This window comes from Aquisalinus luteolus (assembly GCF_009712425.2).
Classification (GTDB): domain Bacteria; phylum Pseudomonadota; class Alphaproteobacteria; order Caulobacterales; family Parvularculaceae; genus Aquisalinus; species Aquisalinus luteolus.
Genome location: NZ_VCJR02000003.1, coordinates 256,421 through 278,229, shown reverse-complemented (window position 1 = coordinate 278,229; position 21,809 = coordinate 256,421). Strand labels below are relative to the sequence as shown.

18 protein-coding genes and 1 tRNA gene are annotated in these 21,809 nt (G+C 58.6%); 5 read left to right on the top strand and 14 right to left on the bottom strand.

Going from position 1 to position 21,809, the window contains the following annotated elements; genetic code table 11:
• The first annotated feature begins 343 nt into the window (after positions 1-343).
• A complete protein-coding gene (locus FF098_RS14600; RefSeq protein WP_166426564.1) occupies positions 344-1,195 on the top strand; it encodes a tyrosine-type recombinase/integrase in 852 nt (283 codons plus the stop codon).
• A 187-nt stretch (positions 1,196-1,382) separates the two neighbouring features.
• On the opposite strand, the gene FF098_RS14595 is transcribed toward FF098_RS14600, so the two are convergent.
• The 3 genes from FF098_RS14595 to FF098_RS14585 form a co-directional block, all read right to left on the bottom strand.
• Complete coding sequence (locus FF098_RS14595; protein WP_155141876.1) at positions 1,383-1,607, bottom strand: hypothetical protein; 225 nt, start codon at positions 1,605-1,607, stop codon at positions 1,383-1,385.
• Between the two features lie 99 nt (positions 1,608-1,706).
• The gene (gene hisG / locus FF098_RS14590) at positions 1,707-2,600 is read right to left on the bottom strand and encodes an ATP phosphoribosyltransferase (RefSeq protein WP_155141874.1); all 894 of its coding nucleotides are present in this window, start codon (positions 2,598-2,600) and stop codon (positions 1,707-1,709) included.
• The gene (locus tag FF098_RS14585; protein ID WP_155141872.1) at positions 2,593-2,907 is read right to left on the bottom strand and encodes a YerC/YecD family TrpR-related protein; all 315 of its coding nucleotides are present in this window, start codon (positions 2,905-2,907) and stop codon (positions 2,593-2,595) included. Before FF098_RS14585 ends, hisG begins: the two co-directional genes overlap by 8 nt.
• Before the next feature lie 131 nt (positions 2,908-3,038).
• Here FF098_RS14585 and FF098_RS14580 point away from each other — a divergent pair, with 131 nt between their 5' ends.
• Both FF098_RS14580 and FF098_RS14575 read left to right on the top strand, forming a co-directional pair.
• The gene (locus tag FF098_RS14580; protein ID WP_205967529.1) at positions 3,039-4,322 is read left to right on the top strand and encodes a threonine ammonia-lyase; all 1,284 of its coding nucleotides are present in this window, start codon (positions 3,039-3,041) and stop codon (positions 4,320-4,322) included.
• An 89-nt stretch (positions 4,323-4,411) separates the two neighbouring features.
• Entirely contained in the window at positions 4,412-6,511 is a 2,100-nt protein-coding gene (locus tag FF098_RS14575; RefSeq protein ID WP_155141869.1) for a M13 family metallopeptidase, read from the top strand.
• 128 nt (positions 6,512-6,639) lie between these two features.
• Here the strand turns inward: FF098_RS14575 and FF098_RS14570 are convergent, their stop codons facing one another.
• Both FF098_RS14570 and FF098_RS14565 read right to left on the bottom strand, forming a co-directional pair.
• Positions 6,640-7,299: a DUF2497 domain-containing protein gene (locus FF098_RS14570; RefSeq protein ID WP_166426563.1), complete on the bottom strand. Its 660-nt coding sequence runs from the start codon at positions 7,297-7,299 to the stop codon at positions 6,640-6,642.
• Between the two features lie 143 nt (positions 7,300-7,442).
• Complete coding sequence (locus FF098_RS14565; RefSeq protein ID WP_155141865.1) at positions 7,443-8,099, bottom strand: protein-L-isoaspartate O-methyltransferase family protein; 657 nt, start codon at positions 8,097-8,099, stop codon at positions 7,443-7,445.
• A 189-nt stretch (positions 8,100-8,288) separates the two neighbouring features.
• Between FF098_RS14565 and FF098_RS14560 the strand changes: the two genes are divergently transcribed.
• Positions 8,289-8,362, top strand: a tRNA-Cys gene (locus FF098_RS14560).
• Positions 8,363-8,447: 85 nt separating this feature from the next.
• Positions 8,448-9,410 (top strand): SixA phosphatase family protein, encoded by a 963-nt coding sequence (locus tag FF098_RS14555; RefSeq protein WP_155141863.1) that lies wholly within the window; start codon positions 8,448-8,450, stop codon positions 9,408-9,410.
• 6 nt (positions 9,411-9,416) lie between these two features.
• Here the strand turns inward: FF098_RS14555 and thpR are convergent, their stop codons facing one another.
• The 9 genes from thpR to FF098_RS14510 all read right to left on the bottom strand — a co-directional run bounded on the left by thpR (position 9,417) and on the right by FF098_RS14510 (position 21,540).
• Positions 9,417-9,947, bottom strand: coding sequence for an RNA 2',3'-cyclic phosphodiesterase (thpR, locus tag FF098_RS14550; RefSeq protein ID WP_155141861.1), 531 nt, complete (start codon positions 9,945-9,947; stop codon positions 9,417-9,419).
• A gap of 40 nt (positions 9,948-9,987) precedes the next feature.
• Positions 9,988-11,232, bottom strand: a complete 1,245-nt coding sequence (locus FF098_RS14545) for an ROK family transcriptional regulator (RefSeq protein ID WP_155141859.1) — start codon at positions 11,230-11,232, stop codon at positions 9,988-9,990.
• A gap of 75 nt (positions 11,233-11,307) precedes the next feature.
• The gene (locus tag FF098_RS14540; protein ID WP_155141857.1) at positions 11,308-12,729 is read right to left on the bottom strand and encodes a glycoside hydrolase 5 family protein; all 1,422 of its coding nucleotides are present in this window, start codon (positions 12,727-12,729) and stop codon (positions 11,308-11,310) included.
• A 25-nt stretch (positions 12,730-12,754) separates the two neighbouring features.
• On the bottom strand, positions 12,755-13,624 hold the full coding sequence (locus FF098_RS14535) for an aldo/keto reductase (protein ID WP_155141855.1): 870 nt from the start codon (positions 13,622-13,624) through the stop codon (positions 12,755-12,757).
• Complete coding sequence (locus FF098_RS14530) at positions 13,618-14,829, bottom strand: AGE family epimerase/isomerase (RefSeq protein WP_155141853.1); 1,212 nt, start codon at positions 14,827-14,829, stop codon at positions 13,618-13,620. Before FF098_RS14530 ends, FF098_RS14535 begins: the two co-directional genes overlap by 7 nt.
• A 5-nt stretch (positions 14,830-14,834) precedes the next feature.
• Positions 14,835-16,007: a glycoside hydrolase family 130 protein gene (locus FF098_RS14525; RefSeq protein WP_155141851.1), complete on the bottom strand. Its 1,173-nt coding sequence runs from the start codon at positions 16,005-16,007 to the stop codon at positions 14,835-14,837.
• A gap of 43 nt (positions 16,008-16,050) precedes the next feature.
• Positions 16,051-17,211: a glycosyl hydrolase gene (locus tag FF098_RS14520; RefSeq protein ID WP_155141849.1), complete on the bottom strand. Its 1,161-nt coding sequence runs from the start codon at positions 17,209-17,211 to the stop codon at positions 16,051-16,053.
• Positions 17,208-19,061: a sodium:solute symporter family protein gene (locus tag FF098_RS14515; protein ID WP_155141846.1), complete on the bottom strand. Its 1,854-nt coding sequence runs from the start codon at positions 19,059-19,061 to the stop codon at positions 17,208-17,210. Before FF098_RS14515 ends, FF098_RS14520 begins: the two co-directional genes overlap by 4 nt.
• 49 nt (positions 19,062-19,110) lie before the next feature.
• Complete coding sequence (locus FF098_RS14510) at positions 19,111-21,540, bottom strand: glycoside hydrolase family 3 protein (protein ID WP_166426562.1); 2,430 nt, start codon at positions 21,538-21,540, stop codon at positions 19,111-19,113.
• Positions 21,541-21,809 lie beyond the last annotated feature (269 nt).

Sequence of the window (21,809 nt, the reverse complement as noted above, 5' to 3'; positions counted from 1 at the left end):
CTGCAGCCGAGGCGCTGCCGTTCGAGATATCGCACACCACGCTGCGAGAATTTCTGCAGGGTCGGGAAATCGGAAGCTTGACGGCCACAGGCCGGTGGCACTTCACTAAGATGGATCTGGAGCAAATCAAGAGAGAGTACTTCCAATGCCCCTCAAAATCACAAAAAGACCGGGGACAAAATACTGGCAGGTCGTCGGTAGTGTTGGGGGCAGACGCGTTCGACGAAGCGCGGAAACGACTAGCAAAACGCTCGCCAAGGAATACGCCCGACGGATCGAAAGGGAGCTCGAAGAACGTCACGCCCTTGGAGAGAAGGCGACAAGAACATTCGCGGAGGCAATCGTGAACTATCTGGATCAGGGCGGCTCGCCGCGATACCTGGCACCGATCAACGAGAAAATCGGCCGCATGATATGCCGGGATGTGGATCAGGATGTGCTCGATGACCTTGCTCGCGAGCTTTACCCGGCCTGTACGGCCTCGACGGTCAATCGCCAGCTCTACACGCCCGTCTCTGCGGTGCTACAACACGTCTCTCATAATGGCTGGTGCGCCGCCCCTCGCTTTCGCCGCCCCAAGGGCCACAACAAGCGCAAGGAGGCCTATCGCTGGCTTTCGCCCCAAGAGGTCGAGGAGTGCCTTCAGGCGACGCAGGACGGCCACGCGCGGGCTATGCTGAACTTCTATGTCGGGACCGGCCCACGAGAAGCGGACGGCCTCATGATCGACTGGCAGAACGTCTACCTTGAGCACGGCGAGGCGATATTCGAGATCGACAAGCAGGATATCATCCGCCGGTTTGTCTTGCAGCCGCGCGTCGTCGCCAGCCTGTCAACACTGGAACACCGAGAGGGCCGTTTACTGCTCAACCGGTACGGCAAACCTTATAACGTCCGAGAAGGCGGGGGCGGCGTCCTGCGCACACTCTGGCACCGCATGGCTGACCGAGCGGGCATAGAGCGCTTCACCTCGCACGACCTGCGACACACATGGGCAACGTGGCACTACGCAATGTTCCGCGATCCTATGCGCCTGAAGCACGATGGCCACTGGTCCAGTCTGGATATGGTTGAGCGGTACTGTCACCAAGCCCCCGAGGCGCTGCGTGACGAGCTGCTGAAATTCGGGTGGACCATGCAGAAATCTGTCACAGGCGGAGAAAAAACTGGGAAAATGAGAGGAATTTCAGTATGATAAGTGAATTACATTCACCCTTACCAAGGGTGCGCTCTACCACTGAGCTACCGCGGCAATCGCTCCGAAAGAGCGCGTTTAGTAGGATTTTGCGTTGCCCCGGTCAACCGAAAACTGACGGCATCTTGAAGGGAAATATGCGGGAGGATTTCGGCGCTCCTGATAGTGCGAAGACCTTGATGAGATCTCAGAATCCGGAAGCCGACTTCGTCGTTTCGCCCTGCGGAAGGGTACTGCCCCGACTGTCTTCGTCTTCGGAAAAATAATCGCGGGCACCCCGCCCTATCAGCGCCCGGATCGCAGCGGCGCGCGAGGTAAACCTGTTTTCCATTCGCCAGAGGTCGATCAGGTCGATCTCCTCCTGCGTCAATAGAACCTGTGTTTTCTTGATACTGTGTGGTTCGCTTGTCATTACCATGGCAACGTCCTCCGAAACACTTCGTTCCCAGCCTATGGGAATATGGAAGATGCTACTAGCAAGCGCTTTAAATCATACCCCAAATACGGGAATTCAAGCCATCATCTTCTCGATATTCAGGACGAGAATCGCGCTGGCACCGAGCCGCTTGAGATTCTCCAGCGTCTCCCAGAAAACACTCTCCCGGCATACGGCATGGATCGCGACCTTGCTGTCATCGCCAGCGAGATTGAGAATCGTCGGCGCATCGGAGCCAGGCAGCATGGCCGTAATTTCATCGATAGCCGAACGCGGCGCGTTCATCATGATGTACTTGGCCTCGCGGGAGTCTTGTACACCGCGAATGCGCTTGAGCAGCGAATCGAACACAGCCTGTTTGGCGTCACTCAGTCTGTGCGGTGATTTGATCAGGATCGCTTCGGAGCGATAAATCGTCTCTACCGGCATCAAACCGTTAGCGTCCAGCGTTGCACCGGTGGACACGATATCGCAGATCGCTTCGCCGATATTCATGCGCGGCGCGATTTCAACTGCCCCGTTCATGACGACCGTACGGGCATTGATACCCTGATCTTTCAGCCAGGCTTGCGTGATGCCGGGATAGGACGTTGCGATGCGCTTGCCCTCCAGCCAGTTTGCGCCGTCATAGCCTTCGCCTTTCGGCACGGCGATACAAAGGCGGCAGCCTGAAAAGCCAAGACGCATTTCGGGTTCTTCGGGCAGGTCAGCGTCGCCGGTCAGGCGCTGCTCGTCATAGACGTTCTGGCCGATAATGCCGATATCGCTCGCCCCGTCAGCAACGAAGGCCGGGATATCGTCATCGCGCACCAGCAGCACGTCGATGGGCATTTCCTCGACCCGTGCATAGAGCTTGTCCTTGCCATGGCTGATCGTCAGGCCACAGCGTTTCAGCAGTTCAAAGGAGCCATCGGCAAGGCGGCCCTTTTTCTGGATGGCAAGGCGGAGGATGGAATCACTGCTACTCATCGTTTTGTCCTGATGTCTTTTTCATACGGTCGAGAATGGTGCGATAGCCGCGCCATGGTTCATCCCTGAGGAAACGGGCGACGCGGGCAACGGTGGTGGTGCTGGCATGGGTCTCCCGCGCGATATCGCGATAGGACTTGCCCCCGGCATCGAGCAGGCGGGCGATACGCCAGCGCTCCGACACCGCGAGCAGCTCGCCGGGCGTGCAAAGGTCGCGCAGGAAGGCATTGGCCTCTTCCTTCGTCTGGATTTCGAGAATGGCCTCGCAAAGCTCGGCAATGGCGATTTGCTTGTCTTGATCTGTCATGGTTGGCGATATAGCCGTGCCAGCATACTAATACAATAGGTCACGAAAATTTCATGAGAATTCGACGAAGCGCAATATTTTGGGGAATTTTACCATGGATAATGTAGCTGACGCGCGATAAAGGGATAAACATGAGCGCAAAAATGAACAGTTCTGCCATGCCGCATGAGGCCTCAACCTCGAAAGACAGCGCCGTACCCGGCCTGTCTGACGGTGACCTGAAATCGATTCTCCACCGGGAAGATCCGACATGGGCCTCGATTGCGATTACGCCCTGCATGAAGTCGGAAAAGCTCAGCGCCCTGACCGGCTGCGAGCTGTTCGTCAAATACGAGAACCTGCAATATACAGGTGCGTTCAAGGAACGCGGCGCACTGGCAAAACTGCTCAGCCTGACAGCTGATGAGAAGAGGCGCGGGGTCATTGCCGCCTCCGCCGGCAACCATGCCCAGGGTGTTGCCCGCAATGCGGCGACGCTGGGGATCGATGCGACCATCGTGATGCCGCGTCATACCCCTTATGTGAAAGTGCAGCAGACCGAGGCGCTGGGTGCCAATGTGATCCTTGACGGCGACGATTACGACGCCGCGAATGTCGTCGCCCGCAAGAAGTGCGACGAGGACGGACTGACCTTCGTCCATCCATTCGACGACCCCTATGTTGTTGCCGGCCAAGGCACGATCGGCGTGGAAATGCTGGAGGCCGTGCCGGATCTCGACATCCTCGTTGTTCCGATAGGTGGCGGCGGCCTGCTCTCCGGCATTGCCATTGCCGCGCGGCAGATCAGGCCGGACATCAAGGTAATCGGTGTTCAGGCACAGCTATACCCTTCCATGCTCAACCTGCTGAAAGATCAGGATAATCCTATCGGCGGCATGACGCTGGCTGAAGGCATTGCCGTACGCGAACCGGGCAAGCTGACACGCAAGCTGATTGCCGACCTGGTCGATGATATCGTCATGGTCGACGAAAGGGCGCTGGAAAGTGCCCTCAGCCTCTATCTTAATGTGCAGAAGACACTGGCCGAGGGGGCTGGCGCTGCCGGTCTTGCCGCGATCCTGACCAATCCGGAAATGTTCGTGGGCAAGAAGGTCGGCACCGTCATCTGCGGCGGCAATATCGATACGCGCCTGCTCTCCTCCATACTGATGCGCGATATCGCCCGCCAGGGACGTATGGCGCGCCTGCGCATCGAGCTGCTGGACGTGCCCGGCCAGCTGACCAAGGTTGCCGATATCATCGCGACGGCGGGGGGCAACGTCATCGACGTTTCCTATCACCGCATTTTCAATGACCTGCCGGCGAAGGCGACCTATCTCGACATTTCCGTCGAGACCAATGACCGCCCTCACCTCGACAGGATCATCGAAAACCTGCGTGCGGCTGGTCTGGCGACCGAGATTGCCACATATTAATCGCGAACCATTTGTGATAAACGCACGAATTAGTTGGCAATCCGCCCTTTCAGCGGATGGCCGGATATTTTTTTTTAAGGAGTAATGGCATGAAGAAACTTCTGTTAGGCGGCGTTGCGGCGCTGGCTCTCGTTGCCTGCGGCAATGAGGGCACCAGCGACCAGACGACCGCTCCCGAAAATCAGGCTGACTATCAGGCTGAGGGTGTTGAGGATTATGGTGTCGATCAGGGCGAAGGCCCGGAGCTCGGCACATTCGGTATCGAACTTTCGGACATGAAGACCGAGATCGATCCGGGTGATGACTTCTTCCGCTATGTGAACGGCCAGTGGCTCGATGAATTCGAGATCCCTGCAGAGTTCTCCAATTACGGCTCTTTCACCGTGCTGTTCGAACGCTCCGAAGAGCGCGTGAAGAACATCATCGAAACAGCCGCTTCCTCGAACGCGGCACAGGGTTCTGTCGAGCAAAAGATCGGCGATTATTACGCCAGCTATCTCGATACGGAGACGATCAACGAAAAAGGTCTGTCGGTTCTCGACGACGACATGGCCGCGATTGACACTCTCGAGACTTACGAGGATGTCGCGCGCGCGTTCGGCGACCCTGAACTGGGCGTCAGCACTCCGTTCTCGCCCTTCGTCAACGTCGATTCCAAGCAGCCTGACCGCTACATCACCTATGTATCCCAGTCTGGCCTCGGCCTGCCAAACAAGGGCTATTACACCGATGAGGGTTTTGCCGAGGAACGCGAAGCCTACCGTGCCTATCTCGCCAATCTGATGACCATGGCCGGCATGGACAATGCGCAGGAGCGTGCAGATGCCGTGTACGAACTGGAAGAAGAACTGGCCATGGTTCACTGGGAACCGGCCAAGCGCCGCCAGCGCGACCTGACCTATAATCTTGTATCCGCCGATGAACTGCAGACCTACGCGCCGGATTTCCCGTGGGCTGTCATGCTGAACGAAGCCGGCCTTGGCGGCGAGACGCAGTTTGTCCTGCGTGAAAACGATGCGATCCAGGCGTCAGCTGAAATCTTTGCCGAAACACCGGTTGATGTGTGGAAGGACTACATGAAGGTCCATCTCATCTCCGATAATGCCGATGTGCTGCCGAGTGAATTCGATGAGGCTAATTTTGCCTTCTTCGGCACCAAGCTGCGCGGCGTGACTGAACAGCGCGAGCGCTGGAAACGCGGCGTTGCCGCCGTCAATGGCACGCTGGGCGAGGCAGTCGGCCAGGTCTATGTCGAGGATCACTTCCCGCCAGAGTCCAAAGCCAAGATGGAAGAGCTCGTTTCCAACCTGAAGCAAGCCTTCCGTATCCGTCTGGAAAACCTTGACTGGATGACGGAAGAGACCAAGCAGGAAGCCTTCGCCAAGCTGGAAGCTTTCAATACGAAGATCGGTTATCCGGACGAATGGACGGATTATTCCAGCCTTGAAGTGATCGAGGGCGATGCCTTCGGCAACCAGAAGCGTGCCGGCGTCTGGGCCTGGAACGACATGATCTCCAAGCTCGGCAAGCCGATCGATCGGTCCGAATGGTTCATGAACCCGCAGACGGTCAATGCCTATTATAACCCGCCAATGAACGAGATCGTGTTCCCGGCAGCAATCCTGCAGGCACCGTTCTTTGATCCGGAAGCGGACGATGCTGTCAACTATGGTGGCATCGGTGCTGTGATCGGCCACGAGATCGGCCATGGCTTCGACGACCAGGGTCGCAAGTCCGATGGCACGGGCCTGTTGCGCGACTGGTGGACAGAGGAAGACGCAGAGGCTTTCGAAGAGAAGACCGATGCGCTCGGCGCCCAGTACGAGACCTATTCTCCGGTAGAGGGCTTCTTTGTCGATCCCGGCCTGACCATGGGCGAGAATATCGGCGATCTCGGCGGCCTGACCATGGCCTATGACGCCTACAAACTGTCGCTCGATGGCGAGGAAGCACCGGTGCTGGAAGGCTATACCGGCGACCAGCGTTTCTTCATGGCCTGGGCCCAGGTCTGGAAACGCAAATATCGCGAGGAAGAGTTGAAGAACCGCCTGACGACGGATCCGCACTCTCCGTCCGAGTACAGAACGAACGGTGTCGTGCGCAACATGGATGCATGGTATGATGCGTTCGAGGTCAGCGAAGATGACGAGCTGTATCTGGCCCCTGATGCGCGAGTGCGTATCTGGTAGGCCATACAGGTACCTGAGTAACGAAAAACCGCTTCCCTCGGGAAGCGGTTTTTTTATTGGGTCGTATGCAAAAAAACGGCTGCCCTGAGGCAGCCGTAAACGCTTGCTGTAAACTTCCTGAAGCCTGGTTAGTGGCGGCGGGCAAGCCTGCGCACTTCTTCCTCGACCTTTTCCTCGACGATGCGCGGCAGATTGTTGTCGAGCCATTGCTGCAACATCGGTTCCAGCATCTTCTCGATGATATCCTCCAGCGTGGCCGAATTGCTGTTGGCGACGCGGACATTCTGTTCCAGGTGCTTGAAGGCGCTGGCTGCGGCACCGGCGGAAGCTTTGCTCAACATGGTCTGTTCAACTCTTTCTGTAAGGGAACCGATTGATTCGGCGATTGATTGCGGCGCGGCATTCTCGACATCCTGTTCTTCGACTGTCGCGTCGGCACTGGCGGCCTCAGCGGTAATGTCGTCGTCGAACACATCGAAATCGAGATCGTCATCTTCAGCGCCGGCATATTCCGGCACTTCTTCCGCCTCTGCAGACGCTTCTACTTCATCGTCGGCATCATCATCGGAAATGTCGAAGTCCGAATCGTCGTCTTCATCGAAGGCAGGTGCGGCAGCGACGGCCTCTTCCTGCAACTCTTCCTCGATTTCCTCGGGGGCGGATTCCTCGACCGGTTCAGACACCCTGGCCGTCACCTGTTCGGGCGTTTTGCGAATGCTCTTCGCCTTCGGCGCAGGATCGTCTTCCTCGGCAATGATACGCCGTATCGACGCAAGGATATCGTCCATGCTCGGTTCTGCTTGAGGGTTCGCCATACACTCGGTTCCTGCGTTAATCTATGGTTAACTATTCCGGTGCTTCGCGATGCCTATCAACCCCCATTTTTCAACATCTTGTCAATGTCAGCAGGAGAGCCACAATCTGTGTGGTGTCAAAAGGTGAAGGCGGGTGCAGGTTTGAAGCCCTGGATGATGCCCGGCGGCTGCGCTTCGAAAACGAAACGGTCACCGATTGCCGCAGAAGACTTCGTATAGACCGTGGCTCGACCGATGCCGCCATTGACCCAGATTGCGACGAGACGCCCGCCCGGTTTCAACTGCTCAAGCAGTTTGACCGGCCGCTCGGCGATGCCGCCATTGGCGATGGTGATCACGTCATAGGGGCCCTGATTGGTCATGCCGTCGGTCAACGGTCCGTTTACGGTCACTGCGTTGTCGATGCCGAGGGCTGCGATTCGCTTTTCTGCGTCGGCGGCAACGCTTTCGTCTTCTTCAAGGGCCACCACCATGCCGGCAAGGCGGGCGATGACGGCAGAGGAATAACCATAGCCACAACCGACATCGAGGACGAGATCGCCTTTTCGGATGCCGGCGGCATGAACGAGCTTGGAGAAATCACGGGCCTGTAGCAGCCAACGGCCTGCAAAGAGCTCGATACCCAGCTCGGCGTAGGCAAGAGACTTGCGGTTGGACGGCACGAATTTTTCGCGCGGCAGCGATTCCATCGCCAGCTGCAGTTCGATATCGGTCACGTCGTTCGGACGGACCTGACTGTCCACCATGTGCTTGCGCGCGGCTGCAAAATCCATGTTGTCTCTCTTGGGTCTTTCAGGCCTCTCACAGGCCTTCTGCTGTGTTTGATCAACGTGTAGCTCTTAGCCCTGTCTGGCGGCTGAGGCAACGCCTTCCTCCCGAGACAAATTTGCGCCTGCGCGCCTATTGGCGCTTTACTGATCCGCTCCCCGGGGCTATGACACGCTTTCACCATTTCACGGGACGGCCACGTGGCGGAGTGGTGACGCAGCGGCCTGCAAAGCCGTGTACGCCGGTTCGATTCCGGCCGTGGCCTCCATTCTCATCATCATACATTCGACGCGATTTCCTTCCATTCCAGCAATGCGGTATGCTTTACTGGGGCCAAGGGTGAGGAGGAAAAAATGGTCGATCTCATCAAGTCAGTTTTTTCAGTTCTGACGGCATTCTTCCTGTCAGCCCTGATCACGGTTGGGGCGCAGCCGGTTCCGGTTGGTGCCGACACGATCCTGCTCCTTCGCCATGCCGAGGCGGGTGACGGCAATGACCCTGCGCTGACGGCAAAGGGCAAGGCCCGGGCCGAGCGGGTCGCGAACCAGCTAGCGGGCCTGCCGATCAGGACAATTTATGTGACCGACACGATACGCGCACGCCAGACCGCAGAGCCTCTCGCCAATCGTCTTGATCTTGATGTCAGTCCCTACGATCCCTTCGCCCTGCCCGCCTTCGCCGAAGCCTTGAAGATGACCACCGGTCCTGTTCTGGTCGTCGGCCACAGCAATACGACCCCTGAACTCGTCCGCCTGCTGGGCGGCGAAGCAGGCGAGCCGATCGCCCATGACGAGCATGACCGCCTGTACCGGGTCGCGAATGGTGAAACAGAGCTGTATGAGGCTGGCGGCGCACCTCTGGCCATGGCCGGATGTCCTGAGGCAGGTGCGACGATCGAAAGCCTCATCGTCCAGACTTATGCTGTCATCTCCGGTCCGGCGGGCGAAAAGCGCGACTGGGCCTGTTTTCGCTCTCTTTTCGCCGATGGTGCGCAGATGATGGCGCTGCACCTGCCCGATCAGTCCCCACGTGTCCTGATGCCGCAGGAGTATATCGAGCGCAGCGGACCCTGGCTGGAAGAGAACGGTTTCTTCGAAAAGGAGGTCGGCCGCACCGTCCATCAGTATGGCGGTATCGCGCAGGTTTTCTCTTCCTATGAGGCCGTGCGATCTGCCGATGATGCCGAACCCTTCATGCGTGGAATCAACTCTTTCCAGCTTGTCCGCGACGCCAATGGCTGGAAGATCACCTCCCTCGTCTGGCAGCAGGAACATGATGGCTTGCCGGTTCCCAAGGCTTATCTGGGCACCGAATAAGCGGGCTCAATCCAGCGGATATTCGACAATGGGGTGATAAGGCCCGCCGCCGCCTGTTCTCGCCACATAGAGACTGAAATTCTCCACACGGAAGGTTTGGGGGATTGGCGGCATCCGCGAGGATAACCAATGAGCGATGTCTTCAGGTCCTTTCCTGCGCATCCTGGCAATGGTGATGTGCGGTGTGAACTTGCGCCCTTCCGGCTCGAACCCGGCGGCGCGGCAGGCGAATTCCACTTTTTGCTGCAGGACGACCAATTCCGGATCAGCGTGAAGGCCGAGATGCACGATCCGCGGCTTGTCGCCGCCAAAACAGCCGTAACTTTCCGTACGGGCAGTGAAGCTCTCCGCCTCTACCATTTCCAGCGCCTCTGCCAGCCTGTCTGCCCGGGCATTGTCGACATCGCCGATAAACCGCAAAGTGACATGATAATCGGACGGATCGATCCAGCGGGCATTTTCCAGCCCGCCCCGGGTCAGGGCGAGGCTGTCTCGCAGGAGTTGCGGCAGGCCGAAGGCGACGAATAATCTGGGCATGCGCCCTGCATCCCATCCTCAGGCATCCGTGTAAAGACCTTCAGATGACCTGGTCAGCCGCGACCGTCTTCATCAGGGAGGCGCGATTAGGCAAGAGCATGTCGAAGAACGGCATGATTGCCGCGCCAACGGCCGGGGCATCGGCGGACAGGGCGGCGCTGGCGACGCGGAAAGGTGCTGCGATCTTGACGCCTGTCTCGGCGATTGCCTCGTTCAGCATGCCGGCCATTTTATCGACGAGGGAATGCGGCAGGCGGCCGCCGATATAGACCGCATCCGGATCCATGAGATAAATGGTTGCAAGGATCGGTCCTGTCAGTGCTTCGACTGAAAGGGCTAGCCACTCATCGCACGCGGCCCGAGCCTCGCCTTCCAGTCCTTCCACTTCGGCAAGACTGGAAAGCGCATACCCCCTGCCCCGCATATGGCGCTTAAGACCAGCGACGGAAACAACCTCTGACAGGGTCTTTGCCTTGGTCAGGGGCGAGGACACGGGCAGGAAGCCCAGCTCCCCGCTTCGTCCATGGGCACCGCGGAAATAACTGCCCTCGACCACCAACCCGGCGCCAAGGCCGGAGGTGACAAGAAGATAGAGAAAATTCGATGAATGCAGTCCATGCCCGAACTGCAGCTCGCCTATGGCGGCAGCGGCAGCATCGTTTTCAATGAAGACGGGGTAATCGGCAATCGACTGGATCATGTTCTGAAGATCGAACCCGGCCCAGGCTTCATAGGCCGCCGGGCGATCATTCGATTCGACCGTACCGAGATCATCCGGCACGGCGATACCCACGCCCATGACCTTGCTGCGGGGGATGCCGTCTCGAGTGAAAAAGAGCTCGAGGTTCTCCCTGAAGAAGTCAGCCACCTCGTCAGGCATCGCGAATTTCCGGTTGGTGGTCGCGCGTGCCTTTATGCGTCCGTGAAAATCAACAGCCACCATGGTGACATAATCGCGGTCAATATTGAGCCCGATGGCGAAGCGCCCATCCGGGTTGATAGCAAAGCGCATTGCCGGCTGGCCGCGGGCACCCTGCACCCTGCCAATGTTCTCGACAAGGCCTGCATCGAGCAGGCGCCGCGTGATATTGGCAATAGCCGGGGCGGTCAGCCCCGTCAGCTCGACCAGTTCAGAGCGTGTGACCGACCCGTTTATACGGATTGCCTGCAGGGTGACGCGCTGGTTATAACCGCCAGCGCGCTCCAGATTGGTCCCGGCAAGGCCGGTGCCGCTAAGCTTGCGCTCCCCCTCCTCGATATCGGTACTGTCCGATATATCGACCATTTGGAATCCAACCCCGTATTATTCGTGGGATCAGCATAATCCTCTTGGCCGCTGAGGCAAAGCGCCAATCCATGTCTATTCTGTCAGACTCTCCAGAGTTTCTGCGTGATCTGCCAGCACCTCGATTGTCGTGTCATCGCCAGCGAAGATCGAATTGAGGCCCTGCGGCTCCTGGGGCGGGTCACCGGTATAGCTCTTGTCGCCATTCTGCCAGAGATAATCATCGTGAGCAGCCTCGCCATAACCGCCCCACGACCAGAAGTTCGACCCGACGAGCGGGCCGCCTGCATCCACGCTTTCTTCGATACGGTCGAAGACCATGGTATAGAAGCGGTCGCGATAATCCGTGCTGGCCGCCTTGTCGAAGCTGCCGCCATCACGGTCGAAGCCGAACTCCTCCAGCACCAGCGGCCGGTCCATGTCACGCGCGACATCGATATGGGCCTCGATATACTCCATGGCGTTTGCCGCCGTGCGATCCCACGTGCCTTCCATGTCTGTCGCATCCATCCAGCCCCAGTTCTTTGGCCACATATGGAAGGTCAGGTAATCGATATTGTCTGTGTCGTGGGCCTCGATGAAGCAGTCCATGCTGCCGCCGCAGCCCATGGAGCCTTCATTGCCGGAAGAGACGAGATGGTTGGGGTCGAGCGACTTGATATAGCCCGCCGTGTCGTCGATCCACGCATAGAAGTCCGGCAGGTATTGCTCCTCTTCCGGCGTACCGCCGCCGGAGCGCGGCTCGTTCGCCAGCTGCCACGACATGATGGCACTGTCTTCCGTATAGGGAATGCCGGTAATCGTGTTGGTGCGAGTCACCAGCGCATCGATATAATCGCGATAAAGCTCGTTGGCGGCTTCGGACCGGTAGAACCCGGCGGAAAAGACGGCAAAGGCCGGCCACGGGTGGGCCGGGTCACCGAGATTGATGAACTCGCCGCCATTGGTCCAATACAGGTAAGTGACCATGCCGCCGGACCATTCCCAGAAATTGTTGAGATAGATCACGGCCTTCATGTCACGCTTGCCCATCTCGGCGAGCAGGAAGTCGAGCCCGACCATCAGCTCCTCATTATAGGCACCGGTCTCGTCACGGAATGTCGGGCGGACGGAGTTGTTGAGCGGCGACAGCTCGGAGGAGCCAAGGACGCGCAGATTGGTGACGCCATTCTCCTTCAGGAAATCAAGCTCGCGGATGAGGCGGTCGCGATCGCCATACTCGGTATCTGCGCCGAGATAGGCGCCGTACCACATGTTTGCGCCGACATAGGCGTAATCCTCGCCCTCTAGCGTAAAGCGCATGCCGTCGACGGTGACGAAGTCGCTCGCCTCCTCGGTTTGCGCCATGCCGCCCGTTTCAGGATCGACCGGCGCGCCGGAGCCCGCCGTCATATCCAGGGTGCCGGCATTCGTTTCCGGTTGTGCGGGCTCGGAGCACGCCATCAGGCCAGCAGCGGCGAGCGCGGCAAGCGGCAAGGCAAGTTTTCTAAAGTCCATCTCGTTTCCTCCCTCTACAGAGTTATCATGGCATCCTGTGGCCAAGGCTCGCCTCAAGCAGGCGATACCATTCGTTTCGTTCAAGGCTGACCGGTGTTGCTTCCAGCGTTTCGCGCAGGCGGGCAGGCTTGGTCGTGCCAATGATCGGCACCGCGCCCCCCGGGTGCTGGCGCACGAAGCCATAGGCGATATCGGCAAGGCTGGCGTCGTGGGCCTTGGCAAGGTCGTCCATTTCCTCGCGAACACGCAGGACGTGCGTTTCCATGTGAGCCTTGTCACCGAACAGGCTGCCGCCGCCCAGCGGTGACCATGCCGCGATGCGGGTGCGGTGAGACATGGCGTCATCCAATAGACCCTCGAAGATCGGCGCCACATAGAGCGGCGAGAACTCGATCTGGTGGGCGTAGATTTCCGCCTGCAGGTAAGTGCGCAGCGCCGCGACCTGCCATGGCGTATAGTTGGAGACAGCCACCTTTTCGGTCAGCCCCTCAAGAACGAAGCCATCCAGTACTTCAGCGACATCGGCCGGATGGGCGAGGTTATCGGGCCGGTGGATGTAGATGAGATCGACCTTGTCCATCTGCAAACGGTCGAGGCTGGCGCGCATGGCATCGCGAAGATAAGACGGGCTCTGATTATAGGGGCTGCCGAACTGGATGCCGATCTTGGTCGCCAGCGTGGTACCATCGAACAGCTCCGGAGCCTCACTGCGCAGCCTGCCGAGCAGGGTCTCGACCGTGCCGAACCCCTCCTCCCCGCCATAGACGTCCGCTGTGTCGATATGGGTGATGCCGTGCTGCTTGCAGATCGACAGGCATTCGGCAAAGTCGTCATAGGTCGCAGTTGAAAACCGCCATGTGCCGAAAGCGAAAGAGTTAGGTGAAGGTGTCAGCATGCTTTTCCTCCCGTCAATGTGTCGATGCGTCGAGCGCACTCTATCAAGGCACGGCAGGTATGATACGGGCCTTTCCAGAACCCGGCCTTGTAACCGAGATTGCTGTAGTCGGGTACATCGCCGGCATAGGCATGCCAGTCGCCATTTTCCGTATCGAGAACATCGGATTTGATGAACTGCCAGACTTCCATCACAGCGCGCAGATAGCGCTCCTCGCCGGTCAATTGCCAGGCATTGAGGAACCCGACCAGCGCCTCCGCCTGGCACCACCACTCATAAATGCGTTCAGGCCCGTGATGGCCCAGTTCGCAGATTCCCTCGCCAAAGGCATTCAGGCTTTCCTTCAGACAGGCATCGGCAAGCTGGCGCACATGGGGCAGGTAGAGCGCCATCAGCGCAGGATCGTCCAGCACCTCAAGCGCTTCATGCAGCAGCCATGAGGCCTCGATGTCATGGCCGAACGATACCTCGTCGCTGAGGCTGTTCCAGTTATCGTCGAAGAACAGGCGCTGATGCGTGCCACGCGGCGCAATGAACTTTTCGGCCAGCAGGACGATGTTCTTGCGTAGTAACTCGCGGGTGTGGTCGGTCGGATGAACACGATAAAGCGCCGTATAGGGCTCGAGGATATGCAGGTGGGTGTTCATTGTCTTCGTCGCCTGAAGGTCGCGTTCGGACAGGCGCACATCATCTATTGGCGACCAGTCCTCGGCGAAGGCCTCGATATAGCCGCCCTTTTCTGCGTCGTAGGTTTTCTCTTCCAGCAGCCTCGCCAGCTCCAGCGCATAGTCCAGCACCCTCTGCTCTCCGGTCAGGTGATAATAGGCACTCAGACCATAAATGCCGAAACCCTGCGCATAGGTCTGTTTGCGGCGGCTGGACGGCGCGCCGTCAGCATTCAGCGACCACCACGCCCCGCCATGGATGGGATCGAGGAAAGAACCCGTGAAACTCTCATAGGCACGGTCGGCCATGGCGCGATACTCGGCCCGGTCATCGAAGGCGGCGAGTTCGGAAAAGGTCCAGAGAATACGGGCATTGAGCACGCAGCCCTTCTCCGCCCCCGGCTCAGGCGTATTGTCCATATTGATCTGGCCATGGAACCCGCCATTGGCATCGTCCGGTGCATTGGCCATCCACCAGTCGGCAATCCGCTCCAGCTCGGACCGAAACTCGTCGCGTAGGGTATTCAGCGTACGATCCATAAACCCTAGCCGAGGTCACTATTGCGCTTGATCAGCTCGCAACGCTGCTCGACCGACAGGTGCGAATGCAACGGGTCAGATGGCGTGTTCTTCGCAAAATCAACCAGCTGCTCAACGGATGTCCTCGCCACATGCATGCGCGTATCTGACGAGGCGTAATAGATATAGACCGAGCCATCATCATCCGCGATCCAGCCATTGACGAAGATTACATTAGAAACGTCGCCTACACGCTCCTCGCCCTGTGGCTCGATCAGGTGCCCGGCTGGCTGGTATGTCTTGACCCAGGGCCGGTCCAACTCGGTCATGAACAGATAGGCCACATACCGAAGGCCAGCCGCGGTGTTGCGAACGCCGTGGGCGAGGTGCAGCCAGCCATCGGCGGTCCTGATCGGTGCAGGCCCCTGCCCATTCTTGACCTCCTTGATCGTGTGATAGACCTTGCCGTCGACGATCTCTTCCTTCTCGACGACCGGGTTTTCCATGCTGTCTGTCAGCCCCCAGCCGATACCGCCGCCGGAGCCGACAGAGATGAACCCGTCCTGCGGGCGCGTGTAGATGCCATATTTTCCGTCCACGAATTCAGGGTGAAGGACGACGTTACGCTGCTGGCCGGAATTCGATGTCAGGTCCGGCAGGCGCTCCCAGTTCTCCATATCCTTCGTGCGCACGATGCCGCAATTGGCGACGGCGGCGGAGGTATCAGGATTGGACTTGTCCTTCCGTTCCGTACAGAACAGGCCGTAGATATAGCCGTCCTCGTGCTGCGTCAGGCGCATGTCATAGACATTGGTGTCCGGCTCATCGGTCTGCGGCAGGCGGATCGGGTAATCATGGAAGCGGAAGCCCTCTGTCGGCTTGTCGCTGTCGGCAAGCGCGAAGAAGGATTTGCGGTCATCGCCCTCGACCCGCACCACCATGGTATATCTGCCGTTCCACTTTATCGCCCCGGCATTGAACGCGGCGTTGATGCCCATGCGCTCCATCAGCCATGGGTTTGTCGCCGGGTTCAGGTCATAGCGCCACTCGATCGGCGCATGGTCGGCGGTGACGACCGGATAGATATAGCGGTCATAAATGCCGTTGCCGAGACCATTGACATAGTTCGGGCGGTTGATCAGCGCCTCATGCTCCCGCTTCAGGCGGGAAAGGCGGTCGTCAAAATCAGGTCTGGCCATGAATAACTCCATCAGGGCACGAATTATCAAATCAGTTTCAAGTCTAAAGCAGGCTCAGCGGGCACTCTCTAGGGGCTTCCTCCGCCGCTGCCGGGTCCATCGCTGCACGCATGCGATCGGTCTTCGGCATTTCCTCGACATTCAAGACTTCCGGCCAGGAATAGACCTCCTCGACATGGCCCTTGGGCGAGCAGCGGTCGCAATTTCCGGCATAATCCCAGTCGGGGTTCATGAAGGAGCCGCCCCATTGCAGGAACCAGAGCGGCTTGATCTGCTGGAATATCTCATAGTTCGGCATCACCCCGACCTCCGTGATGGCGATGAAGCCGTTCTCGTTCAGCGGCTGGACATTGCCATAGCCGGTCATGAACTGGGCATCATCCGTGCCCGCCGCATAAAAATCTGTCCCGGCGAAATCGACCGTCCCGTCTGCCGGGTAATACTGCTCCGCGCCTTCGGCACCCTTGTCAGCGCCCCAGACCCAGATCATGTTAGTGATGCCGTGATGGTTGGTGATACGGTCATAGGTCATGGCCCAGAGGTCTGCATATTGCTGTTTCTGGCCCCACCAGAACCAGCCGCCATTCATTTCGTGGAATGGCCGGAACAGGAGCGTGATGCCCTGACCGGCGTATTCCTTCAGGATCTCCGCCGTCGCATCGAGGTCCTTCAGCCACAGCTCATGCTCGCGTGTGCCGGGGGTGAGGACGCGGGCAAGTTCCTCATCGCTCATCGCATATTGCGAGCACTCGTAATATTCCCCGCGCGGACAGACCTTGATCGGATTGCGCGCATGCCAGGTGAAAGTCACAAGGCCGCCGCGCGCCGCCTGACGCTCCGCATGGGCGAGCATCAGCTCGCGATAGCCTTCATATTCCATGGCAAACATCAGTTCGAGGCCGAGTACCGCCGGTGTCTGCCCCGTCATTTCCTCGATAAAATCGAAGCTGTCACAGGGAATGAAGACTTCATATTCGTTGACCTGCTGGCCGGACAGCGTGTTGCCCGCCGCGCCGACATCTTCCAGCAGGGCGATTACCTCGTCGCGGCGCTGGCCGTAATCGGATATGACTGGCGTCGTCTCTACGGCATCAACAGAAGAGGCGTCGGACTGGCTGGAGTTCGCTGGCTCGGCGCAGCCAGCCGTGGCGAGGATGCCTAAAGCTGCAAACCCATAAGAAATTCTGGTCAGCAGCCTGATCATTTTGCGTATCCTTCCTTCTTGATCTCCGCTTCAGGCGTACCCTCGGCATAGTCTTTCAGATTGTCGTACCAGGTGGATTTCAGGACGGCGGTCGTGATCACGGCGATGACGATAGCGATGGTCATCTCCGTCCAGTGCTGGATGACCATGAAGATCGGTGCCGCCGTCAGGCTGGTATGCCAGACAAGGCCAATGCCGATATTCATCATGTCGCGCCAGAAATCCGGGTTTTTCGGTACGCCCTGCCCCTTGTCGACGAGGGATTGCTGGACCGGGTCCCAGAAGCCCCAGGGCCGGGTCTTGATGTAGAACTTCTCCAGCGTCTCCATGTCGGTCGGCGGCGTCAGCAGCGTTCCGGCGATGGCGGCAGCGGTGCACACGGCCAGCATCAGCGGGAAGGCATGGAGCGCATTGAGGTCCATGAACGCCATCGGGATAGCAAACAGGAGACCGGCAACCATGCCCCAGAAATAACCCTGCCCGTTGAACCGCCACCAGTACCATTTGAGCACGTTGGAGGCCGTGTACCCGCCATAGAGTGCAGACACGATCCACTGAAGCAAGAAGTTGATATCCGTTGCATAAAGACCAAAGGCCGTGCCCACTACGATGAACAGCGCGGCAACGGCATAGCTCATCCACACATAGGTCTTTTCCGACGCGTTCGGATTGATATAGCGCTTGTAGATATCGTTGACGACATAGGCCGGCGCCGCGTTGGTCGTCGCAGCGAAAGACGACATGAAGGCCGCAAGCAGCCCCGCGATGAGCAGGCCGAGCAAGCCAGCCGGGATGAAGTTCGATAGCACGAAAGGCAGGATCAGCTCGAAATCGACATCACCGCCCATCGCGTTCAGCTGCGTCATGTAGAAGCCGATGGCGAGCACGGCGAGACCGGCGATCAGCATGTAACGGGCCGGCGCGAGAACGACGGTGACGAGACCGCTCATCATAGCCGCTTCCTTCGGCGTGCGGGTCGAGAGAACCCGCTGCATGTCATAGTTCGGTGCCGGACCGGCGAAGCTTTGCAGCAGTCCCTTGAACAGCACCAGCATCAGGAAGATCTGGAACAGTTCGTACCCGTCCTCCGCGATCTTCGAGTTCGCCGATGGCAGGATTTCATTCCAGTCGAGGTCGAGCCGCCAGCCGGGGAAAATCCCGGCCCAGCCATCCGGCGTCAGGCTGTCAAGCAGCTCAGGGCTGACCGTCTGGATGGCGATGATGCCCACCGCGATCGAGGCCACGGTCATGACGATATATTGCATGACCTCGGTGATCACGACCGAGAACATGCCGCCCTTGATGACGTAGAGCGACGTCAGGCCGACGACGATGAGGCCGTAATAGATCTCGTTCATATGCGGGTCGGAAGACAACTCCCATGGCATGAAGGCAGCGCCGAACTTGCCGATGCCGACAAAGCCATAGGCGAGATAGCCGAGCACCATGACGAGGGCGAAAACGACGACGACAAGGTGCGACATGGTCGAGCCGACGCCCTTGCCAAAACGGAATTCGATCCACTCAGCCCCGGTCATCACGCCAGAACGGCGCAGCCAGAGAGACAGGAAGATCATCAGGAAGACCTGGTTGAAAGTCGGCCACAGCCACGGGATGTAGACGCTTTGCAAGCCGTAGATGAAGAGCAGGTAGACCAGCCACATCGTGCCGGAGATATCGAACATCCCCGACGCGTTGGACAGGCCGAGCGCATACCAGGGAAGCTTGTTCGAGCCGAGTGCATAGCCCTTCAGGCTTTTCGATGCCTGCCCAGACATGAACATGCCGATCGCCACGGTGAGACCGAGATAGGCGATGATGATAATGAGATCCAAACCGGTGAGTGACATCGTTCCTGCCCTTTTTTATCGTTTTGTTCGCTGCACGGGGATTATCCGATCAAGCATTGGTGTCGCCGCTTTCCCATGAACCGACCCTGATCCCCTCGATCTGGAGCGACCACGGGTTCTCCGCATAAAGACCGAATGGCTGGGTGACAGCTTTCTGGTTCAGCTTGTCAGACACGAAGTGGGACAGCGGCACGGCGACGGTCTGCCAGTCATTATCGCTGCGGATGTCCTGCGAGATATCGACCTGAACCTCGCCGCCATCGCCATCTTTCAGGGTCAGCATCACGGGACCTGCGGGAGGTGAAACCACACGGCAGGTCACGATGAGCGACATCTGTGCGTTGACCTCGCGCGAGAAATCCGTGGGCGGCCCTGAAATGAGCAGGCTTGCCGGCCCCTTCCATGTTGCAATGCGGGTATCTTCCTGCGCCTTGTGATCCTTGGCCTCGACGCTGATAAGACCGCTGGCGCTCGCCACCTTTGGCCCGTTGATCGCGAGCGCCTTGCCATCATCTTCGGCGAGCAGTAACTGCCAGCCACCGCGCGCCTGACCGGCGATGAACAGGTCAGCGAGGCGATAGCTGCCTCGCACCTCAAGGGCACAGCTTTCATCATGCTCAACCGGCACATGGCTGTCGGTAATGCTGAGACCGTAACCATAGGCAAAGAGAGGCTGGTAGTCCGCATCGCCAACATTGAGGGGCGTCTGCATCGGGTCACGCGGCCAGGAGAAACTGAGCTTGCCCGTATAGTCATGGCGCGGATTGCCTGCCATGTCGCCAACGAGCAAGTCCGCAATTCCCGCGCCTTCGCTGCCGGGAAGGAAGGCTGCCACGAAGGCATTGGAGGCATTCAGTTCCGGATTGACCCATAGCGGTCGGCCGGACAGGAACACCGAGACGACCGGGATGCCCTCCGCCTGCAGATTTTTCATCATTTGCAGCGGAGCGTCAGAGCTGTAGTCGACCGTGTCGCGGTCGCCCTGGAATTCTGCATAGGGGTGCTCGCCGAAAACCACGATGGCGACATCTGGTTTTTCCATCCAGTTGCCATCAGGCGCCAGATCGACAGAGCCACCGCAATTTGCGACCGCATCCTCCACTGCTGCGAAAACAGACTGCCCGTTCGGGAAGTCGGTATTTTCATTATCCGTCCCCTGCCATGACAGGGTCCAGCCGCCGCATTGCATGCCGATATTGTCTGCCCCCTCCCCACAGACAAGAATGCGGCTGCCAGCACGGATCGGCAGCACGCCGTCATTCTTCAACAGGACGAGGGATTTGCGCACGGCTTCCCGCGCAATGGTGCGATGATCATCACAGGCCAGTAACGAAAAATCGCCCGCAAAGGCGCGTTCCTTTGGTGGCATTGCCTCGAACAGGCCAAGACGTATCTTAACGCGGAGAATTCGGGCAACGGCTTCGTCGAGGCGCTCCTCGCTGATGCGCCCTGCCCTGACATCTTGCAGAGTCGTCTCGTAAAGCCCCTTCCAGCTGTCCGGCGCCATGAACATGTCGAGGCCTGCATTGAAGGCCGCAGCGGCGGAAGTGACTGTGCACCCTTCGACCTGACCATGACCGTTCCAGTCGCCGACGACAAATCCGTCAAAACCGAGCCGACCGACAAGCACATCGCTGAGCATTTCGCGACAGCCATGCATCTTACGCCCGTGCCATGTATTGAAAGACGCCATGACGGTCTGCACACCAGCATCCAGCGCAGGCGGATAGCCCGCCGCATGGATATCACGCATTTCCTCGTTGCTGGCACGGCAGTCACCCTGATCGGCACCCCCTTCCGTGCCGCCATCCCCGACAAAATGCTTTGCTGTCGCCAGTACATGATCATGGGACAGGAAATCATCTGTACCGGGAATGCCCTGCAATCCCTCTACCATCGCGCCGGCATAGGACGCGATGATGTCCGGCTGTTCGCTATAGCTCTCATAGGTGCGCCCCCAGCGATCATCCCTGACCACCGCGAGCGTCGGCGCAAAGGTCCAGTCCATGCCGGTCGTACGCACCTCCAGGGCTGTCACCTCTCCGATACGGCGGATCAGATCCGGATCGCGGGCTGCGCCAAGGCCGATATTATGCGGGAAGATCGTCGCGCCGACGATATTGTTGTGGCCGTGGACGGCATCCGTGCCCCAGATGATTGGGATAGCCGTCCGTCCGTTCGCCTTGTCGGTCGATGCCCTGAAGAAGCTGTCAACGAGATCGAGGAATTCCTGCGGCGCTGCGCGATTATTGCCGCCAGGTGCGGAATTGCCCCCATTCAGGATAGAGCCGAGATGATAATCGCGCGCTTCTTCCGGCGTGACGCTGGCAAGATCAGCCTGGATGACCTGGCCGACCTTTTCCTCGAGGCTCATCTGCCCAAGCAGGGCAGCGACCTGTGCCTCAATAGCGGCATTTCGGGCGGGCCTGTTTTTCAAGGGCCAGGCTTCGGCATCAATACGATGATCTGTCTTGTTCACGAGCCGGCTCCTCTGACAGCCAATACGGGCTCATGACGGCAACGCCAGCCTGATTCCAGCAATCTGATCAGCACCCTTTTGGCCCTTTCATCCCTTACTGCAGCCATTCTTGCCGATGGCTTGCCTGCTTGCCTTCTTAGTACACGGCGCCGACGGCCAGCAAGTTATTTATTTTTGATTTATTTATTCCTGATATCTGTTATACAGGTGACAGGCGACACGCTTTGTCGCCATGCCCGCTTTCGGGTTTCTCCTAAATCTTTCTCAAC